At 58.8% G+C, this 16,887-nt stretch carries 12 protein-coding genes and 1 tRNA gene; 6 read left to right on the top strand and 7 right to left on the bottom strand.

The features are described 5' to 3' along the window. Window positions 1-361: 361 nt before the first annotated feature. Window positions 362-601 carry a hypothetical protein gene (locus GSQ82_RS04840; protein WP_158790873.1) on the top strand — a complete coding sequence of 80 codons (240 nt, stop codon included), beginning with the start codon at window positions 362-364 and terminating at the stop codon, window positions 599-601. A 125-nt stretch (window positions 602-726) separates the two neighbouring features. Here GSQ82_RS04840 and GSQ82_RS04845 read toward each other — a convergent pair whose 3' ends face one another. Together GSQ82_RS04845 and GSQ82_RS04850 are read right to left on the bottom strand one after the other, a co-directional pair. After that, on the bottom strand, window positions 727-1,449 hold the full coding sequence (locus GSQ82_RS04845; RefSeq protein WP_158790874.1) for a DNA methyltransferase: 723 nt from the start codon (window positions 1,447-1,449) through the stop codon (window positions 727-729). A gap of 350 nt (window positions 1,450-1,799) precedes the next feature. Then, window positions 1,800-2,243 carry a hypothetical protein gene (locus GSQ82_RS04850; protein ID WP_158790875.1) on the bottom strand — a complete coding sequence of 148 codons (444 nt, stop codon included), beginning with the start codon at window positions 2,241-2,243 and terminating at the stop codon, window positions 1,800-1,802. Between the two features lie 211 nt (window positions 2,244-2,454). On the opposite strand from GSQ82_RS04850, the gene GSQ82_RS04855 reads away from it, so the two are divergent. Both GSQ82_RS04855 and GSQ82_RS04860 read left to right on the top strand, forming a co-directional pair. Continuing rightward, a complete protein-coding gene (locus GSQ82_RS04855) occupies window positions 2,455-2,688 on the top strand; it encodes a helix-turn-helix domain-containing protein (protein WP_158790876.1) in 234 nt (77 codons plus the stop codon). Between the two features lie 12 nt (window positions 2,689-2,700). After that, window positions 2,701-3,819, top strand: a complete 1,119-nt coding sequence (locus GSQ82_RS04860; protein ID WP_158790877.1) for a site-specific integrase — start codon at window positions 2,701-2,703, stop codon at window positions 3,817-3,819. Window positions 3,820-3,887: 68 nt separating this feature from the next. Here the strand turns inward: GSQ82_RS04860 and GSQ82_RS04865 are convergent. Continuing rightward, window positions 3,888-3,962: transfer RNA gene (locus GSQ82_RS04865), tRNA-Phe, on the bottom strand. A 199-nt stretch (window positions 3,963-4,161) separates the two neighbouring features. Between GSQ82_RS04865 and GSQ82_RS04870 the strand changes: the two genes are divergently transcribed. The 3 genes from GSQ82_RS04870 (at window position 4,162) to glgP (ending at window position 8,415) form a co-directional block, all read left to right on the top strand. Further along, complete coding sequence (locus GSQ82_RS04870) at window positions 4,162-5,808, top strand: adenosine deaminase (protein ID WP_158790878.1); 1,647 nt, start codon at window positions 4,162-4,164, stop codon at window positions 5,806-5,808. A 107-nt stretch (window positions 5,809-5,915) separates the two neighbouring features. Beyond that, window positions 5,916-6,215, top strand: coding sequence for a hypothetical protein (locus GSQ82_RS04875; protein ID WP_158790879.1), 300 nt, complete (start codon window positions 5,916-5,918; stop codon window positions 6,213-6,215). Window positions 6,216-6,615: 400 nt separating this feature from the next. Further along, the gene (gene glgP, locus GSQ82_RS04880) at window positions 6,616-8,415 is read left to right on the top strand and encodes an alpha-glucan family phosphorylase (RefSeq protein ID WP_158790880.1); all 1,800 of its coding nucleotides are present in this window, start codon (window positions 6,616-6,618) and stop codon (window positions 8,413-8,415) included. A gap of 81 nt (window positions 8,416-8,496) precedes the next feature. Here the strand turns inward: glgP and GSQ82_RS04885 are convergent, their stop codons facing one another. The 4 genes from GSQ82_RS04885 to GSQ82_RS04900 all read right to left on the bottom strand — a co-directional run bounded on the left by GSQ82_RS04885 (window position 8,497) and on the right by GSQ82_RS04900 (window position 16,723). Then, the gene (locus GSQ82_RS04885) at window positions 8,497-8,772 is read right to left on the bottom strand and encodes a hypothetical protein (RefSeq protein ID WP_158790881.1); all 276 of its coding nucleotides are present in this window, start codon (window positions 8,770-8,772) and stop codon (window positions 8,497-8,499) included. Between the two features lie 74 nt (window positions 8,773-8,846). Beyond that, complete coding sequence (locus GSQ82_RS04890) at window positions 8,847-12,128, bottom strand: efflux RND transporter permease subunit (RefSeq protein ID WP_158790882.1); 3,282 nt, start codon at window positions 12,126-12,128, stop codon at window positions 8,847-8,849. Window positions 12,129-12,182: 54 nt separating this feature from the next. Continuing rightward, complete coding sequence (locus tag GSQ82_RS04895) at window positions 12,183-15,341, bottom strand: multidrug efflux RND transporter permease subunit (protein WP_158790883.1); 3,159 nt, start codon at window positions 15,339-15,341, stop codon at window positions 12,183-12,185. Continuing rightward, the gene (locus GSQ82_RS04900; RefSeq protein ID WP_254061426.1) at window positions 15,338-16,723 is read right to left on the bottom strand and encodes an efflux RND transporter periplasmic adaptor subunit; all 1,386 of its coding nucleotides are present in this window, start codon (window positions 16,721-16,723) and stop codon (window positions 15,338-15,340) included. The genes GSQ82_RS04895 and GSQ82_RS04900 overlap by 4 nt, the downstream gene beginning before the upstream one ends. Between the last annotated feature and the right edge of the window lie 164 nt (window positions 16,724-16,887).

The following is a 16,887-nucleotide window of genomic DNA, read 5'->3' on the forward strand; positions in this document are numbered from 1 at the left end:
GGTCTGGGCATAGACCGGCAGAGCGGCAAGGAACATCAGCGATGGAATTGCCCACCTCCGGCATTGCGAACGCAATCGCCGGAAGTGAAGCCGTTTGGTGGGAAGGCTGGGTTGCATGTCTGCTCCTTTCGTTTGCATCTCCGGCGAGTGAGCACTCTCCGTTGCAACGACTGGAGCGACAGTAGGCGAGAAAAGGGGGGTCGATTATTACTTTCTCGAACGCATTATTGATCTCAGGATCAATAATCCAGAGACACACTTTGTGGTGGGTGAGACACACTCAGGTCCGAGGTAGATGCGTCCTAAAAGCGGATAGGTCGACGAGACGGTATGTCTCGGATAATTTTGGCAGCGCTCGGACGTGATTGATAAGCGTCTGGCGCTGGCGATGGTGATCGACGAGTTTGTAAAGAAGCCCGTTCACATTCTTCGGGAGATGTGTGCCGACTATGGAACGCTTCGAGTGTTGTCCAACCCTCGGACGCTGCCCTGTCTTGCGATCCTTGCCGGGTTCGTGATCATGGGAATCGCGTTCCATATCCTCTGGCATATTGATTGGCAAAAACCTGGTGGAGGTGGTTTCTCGACGGAAGCCGCCTAAAGGCGCAGAGCATGGCATTCCCGCGATGATTGGTAGAGAATCCGCGGGCATGCAGCGGGTCGAGGCTCCGATCATCCACTCAGAGAGTTAACTCGCCTTCAGGCTCGGTGGGCACGCGGGTAACATCACACCCGCGTGGGAATGCCCGAATCAGAAGATCGCCTCGCGGCGACCCTCTGGTGGACTCTCTGTAAGCGTTCGCTGGCATGTTCGAAGTACACCTCATCCATCTCCACGCCGATGTACTTACGGCCAGTGAGTAGAGCGGCCGCACAGGTGCTGCCACTTCCTGCGAAGGGATCGAGCACGCTCTCACCTGGAAGAGAGAAGCTGCGTATCAGTTGCGCCAGCGCCGGTACCGGTTTCTGCGTGGGATGGAGCTTGTTGCCGCTGTAGGGCATATCCATCACATCGCCGAGTGGCTGCTTCGGTAGTGGCGGCCTGCCCTTCGCGAGCAGAAACGCCTGCTCATGCTGATAGCGGAGGAACCTGCTCTTCGAGCTATAGCTCTTGCGAAATACGATGTGTCCAACAGGCTGAAAACCCGCACTGCGCCACGCTTCGAAGAACGCATCGACCTTCGTCCATCCGTAGAACATGACGGCTACGCGATCCTGCTTCAATACCCGATACGCTTCTGCCATTGCGGGCTTGAGCCAACTCTCATCGACATCGTTCTGAATCGTGCGTCCACTGCGGTCGCGATAGTTCACGAGATAAGGCGGATCGGTGAGGATGAAATCGACGCTGTTGGCGGGCATCTGCTTCATGACATCGATGCAGTCGCCGTGAAGGATCTGGTTGGTGAAAGTGCTCTGCTGCGCGGTTGCTACGGTGGTGATTGCCATCTCTGAATCTCCTCTTGGTCCCTTGCTTCTGAAGGCGCTCGGGACACACCACGCGAAGCGATGCGAGGGCCCCGCCTCCCAAGGCAAGCGGGTGCATTTTCGGGAGGGCCGAAAGAATGTTCTGCGCTCTTTGCAGAAGATTGTTTTGGAGAGACCCGAAACCCGTAGGGCGGCTGTCAAGCCGAAGCAAGCACGCGCAGTCCGCTGGGCGGCGGACCAGGCCCGAAGCAGTGTCCGGGCGATGAAAGAGCATGGGGACTCGAGATCAGGACTTGCTGGTAATCACTGGAGCATGCAGCAGAAATGGCCGAGCGGATGGTTTCGCTGCGTGAGTCATAAGTCAGATAGAGCTAGTGGATGGTGTCGTTCTCTCCAGCGATCAGGAGGGTTGCGATGTTCGTGACTTGGCGCATGACATCTTCGGGAAGGACGAGAGCAATGGGTTGCGCTGCTTCGATCTCGCGTCGAGTGGGCACGAGAATCTCTTCGTCTTCGAACTGAGTCTTGCGATTCGACTGGAGCAGATGAAGGAATTCGGCTTTGTTATTTGGGGAGGAGAAAGAGAACAGAAGCTCGTATGCGTCGCCGTGAGGATCTCCCAACATAGCGAGCATGCGTGTATCGGTCATCTGGGAATATGCCAGCATGTGGCCGATGCCTTCGGTCGCTCGGGCCAGCGCGTCTGGGCGATGCCTGGGGAGGAACGTAACGAGTACGATCCAGTCCAGTTCTTCGGTCCAGTACGGAGGGATGGGTGGCAGGCTGCCGGGCGGGTTGGTGGGTGCGCTGCTCATCGGTTCAGTTGATCATCGCGCAGGCGGTGGGAGAGGGCAAGTTGCCTGAATCCCGGCTCTGTGGCTGGAACGCAACAAAGTGTGTCTCTGGATTATTGATCCTGGGATCAATAATGCGTCGCAAAAGGTAATAATCGCGGTCTTATTTTCGCCCTATTGTCGGTCTAGTCGCAGGGAAAACGACTTGTCGCCTGCTGAATTAACCCGAGGTGTGGCCAAGATAATGCACAAAGAACCGGTCGAAAAGGTGTCAAATGGAGTCATTGCCAAGCGGCTCCTGAACGTCAGGGAGGCAGCTCAATACCTGGGGATCGAGGTGGACACGGTCTACAAGAAGTCCAGGTTGCGGGAGGTTCCCTGCGTCAAGGTTGGTCGATCGTTGCGGTTCGATGTGAAGGCACTAGAGCGGTATATCGAGCAGCACTCAATCGAAACCATTGATTAAAGGAGAAGCGAAATGTCTGTACACAAGTTGGATGAAGAGCTGTATGAGGTTCGCTGGAGAGAAGGAGGTCGAAACAAAAGCCAGACGGTACATGGCAGTAGAGATCTGGCACGAAAGGTCTCGCGCAAGAAGATGTCGACGCGGGATGAGAACAGGCACCTCGACGTGAAGAAGGAGATCAACTACCGGATGTCCGATTTGATTGATCGTTACTGGGCGCACTACGGAAGCAGGAAAGCTTCGGCAGATCGCGAGATGAGCATCGTGGAAGGGATTCGATCCGAACTGGGTCGTAAGTTCCTGCGTGAGGTGGACGGCATCGCCGTCCAGCGATGGTACGAAAACCTGACCGGCAAGCGTGGCCTCGCCGATAACACCGCAGTGCGGCACTTCAACGTCATGCACCACTTGATGGAGAAGGCTTCGACTCTCTGGTCGAAGGAAACCGGCATCGACCGGAATCCTGCGGATCTGGTCGAGGTGTACCGTCCGGACGATTCAAGAGAGCGGTATCTTTCGGCAGAGGAGCTTCACCGCCTGAAGCTTGCGCTGGATGATCGGATGCTTCAGAAGGGCACTAAAAACCCGAATCGGACGAATCTTCGGATGAGGCTTATCGTGTTGATCGCTGTATCAACCGGAATGCGCTCTGCCGAGATTCACCGGCTGCTGTGGTCCGACGTGAAGTACAGCGAAGGTCTGATCGCAGTCCGGGCAAAGCTGAAGAAGGGCAAGGAGCGTTACGTTCCCATGGCTCCGGAGCTTGCAGCTGAGATTCGGCGGTATCCTGCGGTGATCGGTGAAGACCGGATCTTCCCGCCGAAGGGCGGCCCGAAGAGTAAACGTCAGAGACTGGAGGGGAGTTTTGATGACCTGCTCAAGCGAGCGAAGATTCGGGATTTCTGGTTCCACGATCTGCGTCACACCTTCGCGTCCTGGTACATGATGAACGGCGGCGATCTCTACGAACTGGCGAAGATTCTCGGTCACGCGAACATCAAGATGACCGAGCGTTATGCCAAGCTGGGGCGGGCGCACATCGCCAAGACCGGCAACACGGCGAAGGTCATCTGGAACATGCTGGACAAGAAAGACGAGCAGGAAGAGGCCGAACAACAGGGCATTGCGTAGCAATGTTCGGATATTGTTCGGACGGCTAAAACACTAACTTTCTGGTTGCCGCTAAGTGCTTTAGAATGTGGTGGCCAGAGACGGGATCGAACCGCCGACGCCGGCCTTTTCAGGGCCGCGCTCTACCACTGAGCTATCTGGCCTTGGCATAAACGCCTTATATCGGGGATCGCCAAGAACCACCGCGCGTTACTTCCACATCTGTCGCCCGGCCTTTTCAGGGAGCATGTCGCCGGCGGGGACCAGCAACGCAAACGCATTCTAAGTATAGCAACCCTCGGCCATACCGCCAACTCGTCTCTCGCGCTATCCTTTCTCATCACCTCACCGCAAGGACGCCCCATGCTCCGTCGCACACCAAGCTCTGTCCTTTTAGCTCTCCTATGCCTACTCGACCCGGCGATACATGCGCAATCTCCCATGCGCTCCGCCGTCACGTCTTCGGCCGCCACACCAGCTGAACTGCGCGCCACGCGTGCCTTCAATGACGCAAAGCGAAGCCCGCTCCAACTCAACGCATTTCTCGTCCGCATGCCCAAAGGCGCAGACCTCCACATGCATCTCTCCGGCTCCATCTACGCCGAGACCTTTATCAAAGATGCGGCTGCCGACGGACTCTGCGTCAACCCCAAAACTCTCAGCTTCTTCAAACCCTCCGCCACCACGCGCAGCATCCCTCCACAGCCTGTCTGCGGCGACGGCAACGTCCGCGCCGAGAGCGCCTTCAAAGACCAGCAACTCTACGACTCCCTCGTCGACTCTTTCTCCATGCGGAGCTTCGTCCCCAGCACCGGAACCAGCGGCCACGATCAGTTCTTTGCCACCTTCGCCCGCTTCGGCGGCATCAATAAATCCCACACCGGAGAGTGGCTCGACGAGGTCGCCACCCGCGCCGCCGCCCAGAACGAGCAATACCTCGAAGTCATGGAGACCCCCCTCTTCGCCGATGTCGCAAAGCTGGTCTCTCACATCGAGTGGCCCTCTACTCCCGTCGATCCCGCGCAGAACCGCACCGGCGACGCAACCGGCACTACCCGCGAAGATCTAAGTCACCTCCGCGACACCCTTCTTTCCTCCGGCCTCCGCGACGAAGTCGCAGCCGATCGCAAAGAGCTGGATGACGCTCTCGACGCACGCAACAAGATAGAAAACTGTGGCCAGCCGAGCGCCCGCACTGCATGCTCCGTCAAAATCCGCTTCCTCTATCAGGTCCTTCGCGCATTCCCTCCGCAGCAGGTATTCGCTCAGACGCTGCTCGCCTTCGAGGTCGCCTCCCTGGACCCGCGCGTCGTAGGCATCAACTTCGTACAGCCTGAAGACACTTACATGGCCATGTCCGAGTATCACCGCCAGATGCTCATGCTCGACTATCTGCACAGCGTCTACCCGAACGTTCACATCACCCTTCACGCCGGAGAGATCGCACCCGGCCTCGTCCCGCCCGAAGGCCTCCGCTTCCACATCCGGGAGGCGATCGACCTCGGCCACGCCGAACGCATCGGCCACGGCGTCGACGTCATGTACGAGATCGACCCCGAAGCTCTTCTGAAGGAGATGGCAGACCGTCATGTGATGGTCGAGATCAACCTCACCTCCAACGACGTCATCCTCGGCGTCAAGACGAACCTCCACTCCCTTCCGGCCTATCGCGCCGCATCCGTACCCGTAGCACTCTCCACTGACGATGAAGGTGTCTCCCGCATCGACATCACCCACGAGTACGTTCGTGCCGCCACGGACTTCGACCTAGGCTATCTCGATCTCAAAAAGATGGCCCGCACCAGCCTCGAGCACAGCTTCCTCCCCGGCGCCAGTCTGTGGCAGCAACCCGACATCTTCAGCCGCACCGTCCCTGCCTGCGCCGGCCAGCCACTAGGAGTCGCCAACCCCTCCCCCAAGTGCCTCAGCTTCCTTCAATCCAGCGAAAGAGCAGCCGAGCAGTGGCAGTTGGAACATCGCTATGAACTCTTCGAGTCCAACCAGAAATAAACGCCTCGGCAGAAACAACGAGCCATGAAACACCCACCTCTATATAGAAATAGAAGTATCCGTGCGCTGCCCCAACCAAGCTAAACTCATCTCGAGACTCCACACCCATGAAAAATATAGTGCTCGTCGTTCTTCAACTCATTCTCTTTCTTCTCGTCTTCGGTATAGGCTCCCTCCTGCCGCCGTTCCATATCGAGCATGTACTCAGCACGACGCCCACCAGCACCCGTATCTTTATAGCCGACGGCCTCATCCTCATGTTCGTCCTCTATCTCCTCCTCATTCTGATCGCAGCCCTAAGAAAGCGCCTCGGTGTCTCTGCTCCCTGGACCACCCTCGCATTCGTCCTCGCGGCAGCACTAGGCTTCGCCATGAAGTTCGGCTTCCTCACCCGGTCGGCTTTCTAAGCCGCATCCGGTGCTGCACTTGGCTGCAACGCACTCGGAAGACGCTGTCGGTCCATCTTCACGCCCGTTTTTCCACAAATATTCACGTCCCAAAATTTTTCTCAGAACGCCATCACAAGTTCTTCCTCATCCAGATCAAATTCAAACATCTCCTTTGGTTGGACCACTTGTCGGAAACAACCAGGACGAAATATCTTCAATTTTCAAGGTCAATCACCCGATAGAACCAACCCAGGTAACCGAAGTCGAAGCAATCTCGAAGAATTGATTTGCTAAAATCACCTTGTTTGACGCTCTCATCTCGTCAAGCATCGCAGGGACTCCGCCGATAGAGAGCCTAGGTCGGATTCACCCTAAAGTCGGTGCGACGTTACCCGGATGAGAAAAGGATTGCCAACGAATGAGTCTCCCCTCCGCTCTCACCCCCTCGAAGTCCTCGGTAACTCCCGATCCCACAACGCGCGCCATCGCGTACTTCTCCATGGAGATAGCTCTCTCGCAGGCCCTCCCCACCTACTCCGGTGGACTCGGCATGCTCGCCGGCGACACTCTTCGCTCCGCCGCGGACACCTCCGCATCCATGGTCGCCATCTCGCTCGTCCATCGCCGGGGCTACTTCCGCCAGAAGCTCTCCGATATCGGCCAACAGACCGAAGCTGACGTCCCCTGGTCCCCCGAGACTACCCTCCCCAGCGCCAACAAAGTCATCTCCCTCACCATGCAGGGACGCCAGATCCTCGTCTGCGCCTGGCGCTTCGACGTCATCGGCGTCACCGGCCACATCATCCCCGTCTATCTCCTCGACACCGACGTCGAAGGCAACGATCCCTGGGACCGCCGCCTCACCGACCACCTCTACGGCGGCGACACCTACTACCGTCTCTGTCAGGAGACCGTTCTCGGACTCGGTGGCGTAGCCCTCCTCCACGCTCTCGGCTGTAAGCCCGATGTCTATCACATGAACGAGGGCCACGCCGCACTCCTCGCCCTCGCGCTCCTCGAAGATCAGCTCCACGGCAAACCGCTCAGCGAAGCCACCGAAGCCGACATCGAAGCCGTGCGGAAACAGTGTGTCTTCACCACCCACACCCCCGTTCCCGCCGGTCACGATCAGTTCGGTCTCGACCAGATGTACCAGGTTCTCGGCCACGACCTCGGCGCCGCCATCGAGCGCTCCGGCTGCCTGCACAACAATCTGATGAACATGACCTACATCGCCCTGCGCTTCTCGCGCTTCGTCAACGGCGTCGCCATGCAGCACGGCAAGGTCTCCCAGCAGATGTTCCCGGACTACACGGTCTACTCCATCACGAACGGCGTCCACGCCGGCACCTGGGTCTCGGCATACTTTCAGGAGCTGCTCGACTCCGAAGTCCCCCACTGGAGAACCGACAACCAGTACTTCCGCTCCGTCTACGGCATCGAGCCAGCGCGCATCGCAGCCTGTCATAACAAGGGCAAGCTGCGCCTATTCAGCACCATCGCTAAACGCTCCGGCCACCACTTCAACCCGAACGTCCTCACCCTCGGCTTCGCCCGCCGCGTAGCCACCTACAAGCGCGCCAGCCTACTCCTCCACGATCCTGCCCGCCTGGTCGCCATCGCAGAAAAGATCGGCGGCCTGCAGATCCTCTACGCCGGCAAGGCCCACCCCGCCGACAACGCCGGCAAAGGCCTCATCCGCGACGTCTACGCCTCCGCAGCCAAACTCAACTCCAGCGCTCTCAAGATCTACTACGTCGAAAACTACGACTGGGAGCTAGGCGCACTCCTCACCCAGGGAGTCGACGTCTGGGTCAACACCCCGCGCCGTCCCTACGAGGCCTCCGGCACCTCCGGCATGAAGGCCGCACTCAACGGCGTACCCTCTCTCTCCATCCTTGACGGTTGGTGGATCGAAGGCTGTGCCGAGAACACCACCGGCTGGGCCATCGAAGACGGTGAGGACGAAGCTGCCGAGGCCGCAAGCCTCTACGACAAACTCGAAAACTCCATCGCGCCCATGTATGCGAACCCCCACGCCTGGTCGCGTATGCAGCAGCACTGCATCGCCATCAACGGAAGCTTCTTCAACACCCACCGCATGCTGGCCCAGTACTTCGGAAACGCCTACTACCCGGCCGCACCGCTAACCATCGAGCCCATCACCGAACATCGCCGCTCTACCGACGCCGTGACTGCTCAGCCAGCGTTGGTCTAACCTCCGCAGTCGGTACCGCCGCCTACAAAATGCACATCGGGGCAAGGAGTTCAACTCCTTGCCCCGACGCACGTTCACCACTTAGATTTTTGCAATTGAGGTGGGGTACTGGGTCGCCGTGCTTCGCTTAGCCACAAACATCGGAGGACAGATGTGGATTGCATCGAAGCGGGAAGACTCAGCGTCATCCTTGCTCGTCTCGATCGTTCCGAGACAGTTCAGGCAAATTGAATCATAAGAGCCGTCCATCTTGAGGCGGCGTGGATGGAGGACAGCGGCTTTATCGGTCATATTCTCTCCCGGAAGAAAGTCGTTGTGAACCTTGTAAAGGTTGATGTAGATAGGTTTGACCCACAATATTGCTCTCGGGTTGCCTGTAAGCTACCAGACCCCCACGTATTATGCATCCCTCTTCATAAAATATTCGTAATCTAATCCCCGGCCACCACCTGCGGCACCGCTCGCCTCGTCGCCCGTCCACGTGCCGCCCGTTCGAATCTTCCGCGCACCCGATCGAAGAACAGGTACACCACCGGCGTCGTAAACAGCGTAAGTGCCTGAGACACAATCAGTCCGCCTACAATCGTGATGCCCAGCGGACGCCGCATCTCGCTTCCCGTGCCCGTACCAAGCGCCAGCGGCAGCCCGCCCAGCAATGCGGCCATCGTCGTCATCATGATCGGCCGAAACCGCAGCATACAAGCCTCGAAGATCGCCTCCTGCGGCGTCTTTCCATGCTGCCTCTCCGCCACCAGCGCAAAGTCGATCATCATAATCGCGTTCTTCTTCACGATGCCGATCAGCAGAATGATGCCGATCATCGCAATCACGCTCAGATCCACATTGAACAGCAGCAGAGCCACAATCGCACCCACCCCCGCCGAAGGCAGCGTCGACAGAATCGTCAGCGGATGAATGAAGCTCTCATACAAGATCCCCAGCACGATATACACCGCGATCAGTGCCAGCAGAATCAGCCACGGCTCGCTGCTCAGCGAATCCTTGAACGCCTGCGCAGACCCTGCATAAGCGCCATGAATCGACGACGGCATCCCGATATCCGCCCGCAGCTTATCGATCGCCAGCGTCGCATCGCTTAACGACGCACCCGGCGCAAGATTGAAAGAAAGCGTCACCGCCGGAATCTGCGACTGATGATTCACCGCCAATGGAATGCGCTGCCGCTCGAAGTGCGTCACCGCCGACAGCGGAATCATCGACCCCGTCGTACTCTTCACGTAGATATTCTTCAACGCATCCGGATCGCGCTGAAACTCCGGAGCAACCTCCATCACCACGTGATACTGGTTCAACGGCATATACGTCGTCGAAACCTGTTCCTGCGAGAATGCATCCGCCAGCGTCGCATCGATCGTCAGAGGCGACACCCCAAGCCTGCTCGCCGTCGTGCGGTCGATCACAAGCTGCGCCCGCAGCCCCGACTGCTCCAGGTCCGACGCCACATCCTTCACCTGCTTCAGATTGTCCATCGCATCGTTCAGCTTCGGAGCCCACTCGTTCAGCAGCTGCAGATTGTCCGACGTCAGCGTGTACTGGTACTCCGTCGCCGACTGTCGCCCGCCGATCCGCAGATCCTGAAACGCCTGCAGGTACATGATCGCGCCCGGCACACTGCTCACCTTCGGCCTTAGCCTGTCCACAATTACCTGCGCCGTATCGCCCAGCTTCTGCCGCTCTTTATCCGGCTTCAGCGACATGAACATGAAGCCGCCGTTCGCATTGCCGCGCCCACCCGCAAACGCCGTCACATCCCCCACGCTGCGGTCGCTTCCAGCGATAGCAGCCAACTGCATCACCTTCTGCTTCATCTCGTCGAACGACACATCCTGCTGCCCCTGCACCTGTCCGCCGATTCGTCCCGCATCTTGCTCCGGAAAGAATCCCTTCGGCACCAGAATGTAGAGATACACATTCAGCACAAACGTCAGCACCGTGATCGTCAGCACCAGCTTCTGATGACGCAGCACCCACCGCAGCCCCAGTTCATACTCCGCTGCCAGCCAGCCCAGAAAACGCTCGCCCGTTCGGTAGAAAAAATTATGCTCGCCCGCACCATGCGGCTTCAAAAACTTCGCGCTCAACATCGGCGTCGTCGTCAGCGAAACCACCAGCGACACCAGGATCGCAACCGACAGCGTCACCGCAAACTCGCGAAACAGCCTGCCCACAATCCCGCCCATCAGCAGAATCGGAATGAACACCGCGATCAGCGACGTGCTCATCGACACCACCGTAAATCCAATCTCCTTCGATCCCACCATCGCCGCCTGGAACGGCGTCATCCCCGCCTCCAGATGCCGGCTGATGTTCTCAATCACCACAATCGCATCGTCCACCACAAAGCCAGTCGAGATCGTCAGCGCCATCAGCGAAAGATTGTCCAGCGTGTATCCCAGCATGTACATCACGGCAAACGTTCCCAGCAGGCTCAGCGGCACAGCCACGCTCGGAATCAACGTCGAGCGCACCTCCCGCAAAAAGAGGAACACCACCAGGATCACCAGCACGATCGAGATCACCATCGTGCGCGTCACATCGTCTACCGACGCTCGGATCGTCGTCGTTCTATCCAGCGCTAGATGCACCTCCACCGCCGGAGGAATCGACGCCTCCAACAACGGCAGCATCCTCTTCACATTGTCGACCGTCTCGATCACATTCGCAGTCGCATTCTTGAACACGATCACCAGGATCGCCGGTCTTCCGTTATATAGGCCGATGCCATGAACATCCTCGACGCTGTCCACCACCTTCGCCACATCTGCGATCCTGACAATCCCGTTCGCCGCAGCCACCGCCGTAGTGCTGCTCGTCGCCGCAGCTGCCTTCGCCGCAGCTGCCGTAGCCGCAGCCGCCGTATTTCCCGCCGCAGGCTGGTTCGAGATCGCCGTCGCCACCGAAGCCGGCAAGCCGGAGCTAGCCGGCGCAGTACTCACCGGGCCGCTGTCCGTCGCAACAACCAGCGGAGCGTAGGCGCTCGCGCCGAACAGCTGGTCCGTCGCGCTGATCTGCATGCGCCTGTCATCATCCTGTAGATAGCCCTTCGGCTGATTTACATTCACCGTGCCAATCGCAGCGCGCAGAGCCTCCAGCCCCAGCCCGTAGTGCGAAAGCTGCATTGGGTTCGCTTCAATCCGTACCGCGGGCTTCGCACTTCCACCGCAATACACCTGCCCCACGCCATCCACCTGCGCAATCTTCTGCGAAAGAATGCTGTCGCACGCGTCATACAACTGCGGCACGTTCAGCGTCTGCGAAGTAAGCGCCAGAATCATGATCGGCGAGTCTGCCGGGTTCACCTTGTAGTAGCTCGGATTGCTCGGCAGATTCGCTGGCAGCTGGCTTCGCGCGGCATTGATCGCCGCCTGCACATCTCGCGCCGCACCGTTCACATCCCGCGTCAGATCGAACTGCAGAATGATCCCAGTCGATCCCGAAGACGAGTACGACGTCATCTCGTTCACACCGGCAATCTTCGAAAACTGCCGTTCTAGCGGCGTCGCCACCGAAGAAGCCATCGTCTCCGGATCGGCTCCGGGCAGGCTCGCGCCTACCGAAATCACCGGAAACTCCACCTGCGGCAGACTGGCCACCGGAAGCAGCGTATACGCTACCGCTCCCGCCAGAATCACCGCCACCGACATCAGAAATGTCGCCACCGGCCGCCGAATAAATGGTGCTGAAAAATGCATAAACTCTTAGCCCTAACCCCAAATCAAATCCGCTTGTCTATCCCCGGTCCCGAATCAATCTGCCGAAACCGTATGCGTCTTCCACTCCGGCTTCTTCTCCTGCGAACGTCCCCGTCCCAGCCGGTCGAAGAACAGATACACCACCGGCGTCGTAAACAGCGTCAGCACCTGCGACACAATCAGTCCGCCTACGATCGTGATGCCTAGCGGCCTCCGCAGCTCGCTTCCCGTGCCCGTGCCCAGCGCCAGCGGCAACCCGCCCAGCAGCGCCGCCATCGTCGTCATCATGATCGGTCGGAACCGTAGCAGGCAAGCCTGATAGATCGCCTCCTCCGGCGACATCCCCTGTTCGCGCTCTGCCTCCAGCGCAAAGTCGATCATCATAATCGCGTTCTTCTTCACAATGCCGATCAGCAGAATAATGCCGATCAACGCAATCACGCTCAGGTCCACATGAAACAACAGCAGCGCCAGAATCGCGCCCACACCCGCAGACGGCAGCGTCGAGAGAATTGTGATCGGATGAATATAGCTCTCGTACAACACGCCCAGCACAATGTAGACCACGATCAACGCCGCCAGAATCAGCAGCGGCTCATTCGCAATCGAAGCCTCGAACGCGCGCGCCGATCCCTCGAACTCCGCCTTCACGCTCGCCGGCATATTCAACTCAGCCTTCGCCTTATTCACCGCGGCGACAGCGTCTCCAATCGACTTGCCCGGCGCCAGATTGAACGAGATCGTCACAGCAGGGAACTGACCCTGGTGGCTGATCACCAGCGCCGTCTGCCTCTCTTCAAAGTGCGTGAACGTCGACAGCGGCACCTGTGTCCCGTTCGAACTCTTAACATAAATATTGTCCAGCGCCGCCGGATTCTTCTGAAACTTCGGAGCTACCTCCAGCACCACGTGATACTGATTCTGCTGCGTGAAGATCGTCGAAACCTGCCGCTGTGCGAACGCATCGTCCAGCGTGTCGTCGATGTTCTGCGGCGTAATCCCCAGCCGGGAGGCCGTATCGCGGTCGATCACCAGCTCCGCCTCCAGCCCACTCAACTGCTGGTCGCTTGCCACGTCGCGCAGAATCGGAATCGTCTGCAGCTTCGCCACCATCTTGTCGGTCCACACCGCCAGCTGCTCCTGGTTCGCGTCCTCCAGCGTGTACTGGTACTGTGTCCGGCTCACGCGATCTTCCACCGTCAGGTCTTGCAGCGGCTGCAGAAAACACTGGATCCCATCCACCTGCGCCACCTTCGGCTCCAGCCGCTGAATCACCTCCAGCGCTGAAGACGAACGCTGATCGCGGTCCTTCAAGTTGATCTGAATCCGTCCGCTGTTCAACGTAGAGTTCGTTCCGTCAATCCCGATGAACGACGAGACGCTCTCCACATCCTTGTCCTGCAGAATGATCTTCGCCAGCGACTGCTGCCGCGTGCTCATCGCGTTGAAGCTGATCGTCTGCGAAGCCTCCGTAATCCCCAGCAGCACGCCCGTATCCTGCACCGGGAAAAAACCCTTGGGCACAATCAGGAACAGATACACCGTCAGCGCAAACGTCGCCAGCGTCACCAGCAGTGTCATCGGCTGGTGCCGCAGTACAAACCGCACACCCACGCCGTACTTCGCAATCACATATTCAAAGAACTCTTCGCTCTTCCGATAGAACGCGTTCTGCTCGTTATACGGAGTATGCTTCAGCAGCTTCGCCGCCATCATCGGCGTCAGCGTCAGCGACACCAGCGCCGAAACCAGAATTGTAACCGCCAGTGTTACAGCAAACTCGCGGAACAGCCGTCCCACAATATCGCCCATGAAAAGCAGCGGAATTAGCACGGCTATCAAGCTCACTGTCAGCGAAACAATCGTGAACCCGATCTGCTCCGACCCCTTCAGCGCTGCCTCCAGCGGCGAGTCGCCCATCTCCAGATACCGCGAGATGTTTTCGATCATCACGATCGCGTCGTCCACCACAAATCCCGTCGAGATCGTCAGCGCCATCAGCGACAGGTTGTTCAGGCTGTATCCCAGCAGATACATCACGCCGAACGTACCCACAATCGACAGCGGCACCGCGACCGAAGGAATCACCGTCGCCGCAACCGACCGCAGGAACAGGAAGATCACCATCACCACCAGACCGATGGTCAGCACCAGCGAAAACTGCACGTCCTTCACCGACGCCCGAATCGTATTCGTACGATCCGTCAGCACCTCCAGCTTCACCGTCGCAGGCAGCGTCGACCGCAGCTGCGGCAGCAGCTTCTGCACCTCATCCACCACGCCGATGATGTTCGCGCCCGGCTGCCGCTGAATGTTCACGATCACCGCAGGCAGCAGCACCGCATCCCGCGCCGCCTTGCCGCGTATCGGAGCCTGCGCCGCGGTCCCCATCCACGCCGCCTGAAACAGATTCTCCGCGCTGTCCACCGCATTCGCCACATCCGACAGCCGCACCGGCGACCCGCCGCGGTACGCAATAATCACACTGTTGTAGCCCGCACTCGATGGCAGCTGATCGTTCGCGCCGATCGTATAAGCCTGCGTCGCGCCGTTTAGATTGCCCTTCGCCTGGTCCACATTCGCCGTGCTCACCGCCGTACGAATGTCCTCAAGACTCAGCCCATAGTTCGCCAGCGCAGTCGGGTTCGCCTGAATCCGCACCGCCGGCTTCTGCCCTCCGTTGATCGACACCAACCCCACGCCCGAAAGCTGCGAGATCTTCTGCGCGATCACCGTATCCGTCAAGTCCTCCACCTGCGACAGCGGCAGCGACTCACTCGTCAGCGCCAGCGTCATAATCGGCGCGTCAGCCGGATTCACCTTGCTGTACACCGGCGGATTCGGCAGGTCCTTCGGCAGATAGCTGAACGCCGCATTGATCGCCGCCTGCACATCCTGCTGCGCAATATCGATCGACTCCGACAGCGAGAACTGCAGCGTAATCACACTGCCCCCGCCCGAACTCGTCGACGTCATCTGACTCAGGCCCGGTATCTGCCCAAACTGCCGCTCCAGCGGAGCCGTCACCGACGACGCCATCACCTCCGGGCTTGCTCCCGGATAAAACGTCTGCACCTGGATCGTCGGATAGTCCACCTGCGGCAGCGCCGACACCGGCAGTTGTTCATACGCCACAAAACCCGCAAGTAAAATGGCCACCATCAAAAGCGAGGTGGCCACCGGCCGAAGAATAAACGGCTTTGAAGGACTCACGATGCCTGTCCTGTCTCGCCGCCCGCTCCATCCACTGCAGCCTTCGTCTTATCCGTTGCGCCTTCCGGCGCCGTCTTCGGAAACACCTTGCTTCCGTTCTTCAACTTCTCCTGCCCATCCACCACAATCTGGTCGCCCGGCCGTACGCCGCTATTCAGGATCACCTGCGTCCCCTCGGTCAGCGCTACGTTCACTGGCTGTGCCAACACGTAGAAGTTCGTCTTATTCTCATCCAGCTCGATGCTCGGCCCATCCGGCTTCTTCTCCGCAAGATTCGCCGGCGGCTGGCCCTGCTTCAGCAGATACACAAAGCTCCCCTGCGTTCCTGTCTGCAGCGCCGAAGCCGGAATCACCACCGCATCCCGCTTCTCCTGCAGGATCAAGCGCACATTCACAAACTGATTCGGAAACAGTGCCCCATCTTCATTGCCGAAGACCGCCTTCACCTTCACCGTACCCGTAGTCGGATCGATCTGGTTGTCCACCGTCAGCAGCGATCCGCTCGCCAGATGCGTCGCCGCGGCGCGATCGTACGCTTCCACCGGAAGCTTCTCGCCCGTCCGGCTCCGCTTCAACACCTCTGGCAGCTGGTCCTCCGGCAGCGTAAAGATCACCGCAATCGGCTGCAATTGTGTCACTACCAGCAGCCCCGTCGTATCCGCCGCATGAACGATATTGCCTGGATCTACCTGCCGCAGCCCAACCACGCCGTTGATCGGCGACAGAATCTTCGTGTACCCAAGATTCACCCTCGCCGCCTCAATCGACGCCTGATCCGCAGCGATCGATCCCTCCGCCTGTCCCGCCGTCGAAGCCTGCGCCTGCGCGCTCTCCATCGAGACCACCCCAGCGGCTTGCAGCGCCTTATACCGTGCCGCCTCCGCCCGCGCATTCACCGCGTTCGCCTGATCTTTTACCAACTGTCCCTGCGCCTGCTCCAGCGCCGCCTGGTAGGGCTTCGGATCGATCTCCGCCAGCACCTGTCCCTGCTTCACCGACTGTCCCTCGCGCACCGGAACCAGCATCAACTGTCCATCCACACGGCTCTTGATCGTCACCGTGTTGTACGCCGTCACCGTTCCCAGCGCCGTCAGAAAGATCGGCATCGTCTTCTGCTGTACCGCGGTCACCTGCACCGGCGTCGGCCGGTCTTCCTGTGCCGCCATTGTCAGCTGGATAATGTCCTGTTCCTTCGCATTCCTGCGAATCTTCCAGATCGCCGCGCCCACCACCGCCGCAATCACCAGCAGCACAATCCACTTCCGCGCAGACGAACCCTTCGGCTCCTCCGGCAACGGCTCACGCGAGGAAAGACCACTCTGCGTCTCCGCCGTTGAGATACCTTCCCGCGAATCCTTTTCCTTCATCTCCGCTGACAGCATGGGTGAGTCTGCTCTCTTCTTTCAATTTTCATTGCGCTGCAAATTTCATTGCGCCGTAAATTTCACTACGCCGTAAAACGGTTATTTGTTCCAGAGATTAAAGAATACTTGATAATGGTGGGAGTCGCTCATACAGCTTCAGATAGCCGTCAAAACTTCTTTAT

The organism is Granulicella sp. L60 (assembly GCF_009765825.1).
GTDB lineage: Bacteria > Acidobacteriota > Terriglobia > Terriglobales > Acidobacteriaceae > Edaphobacter.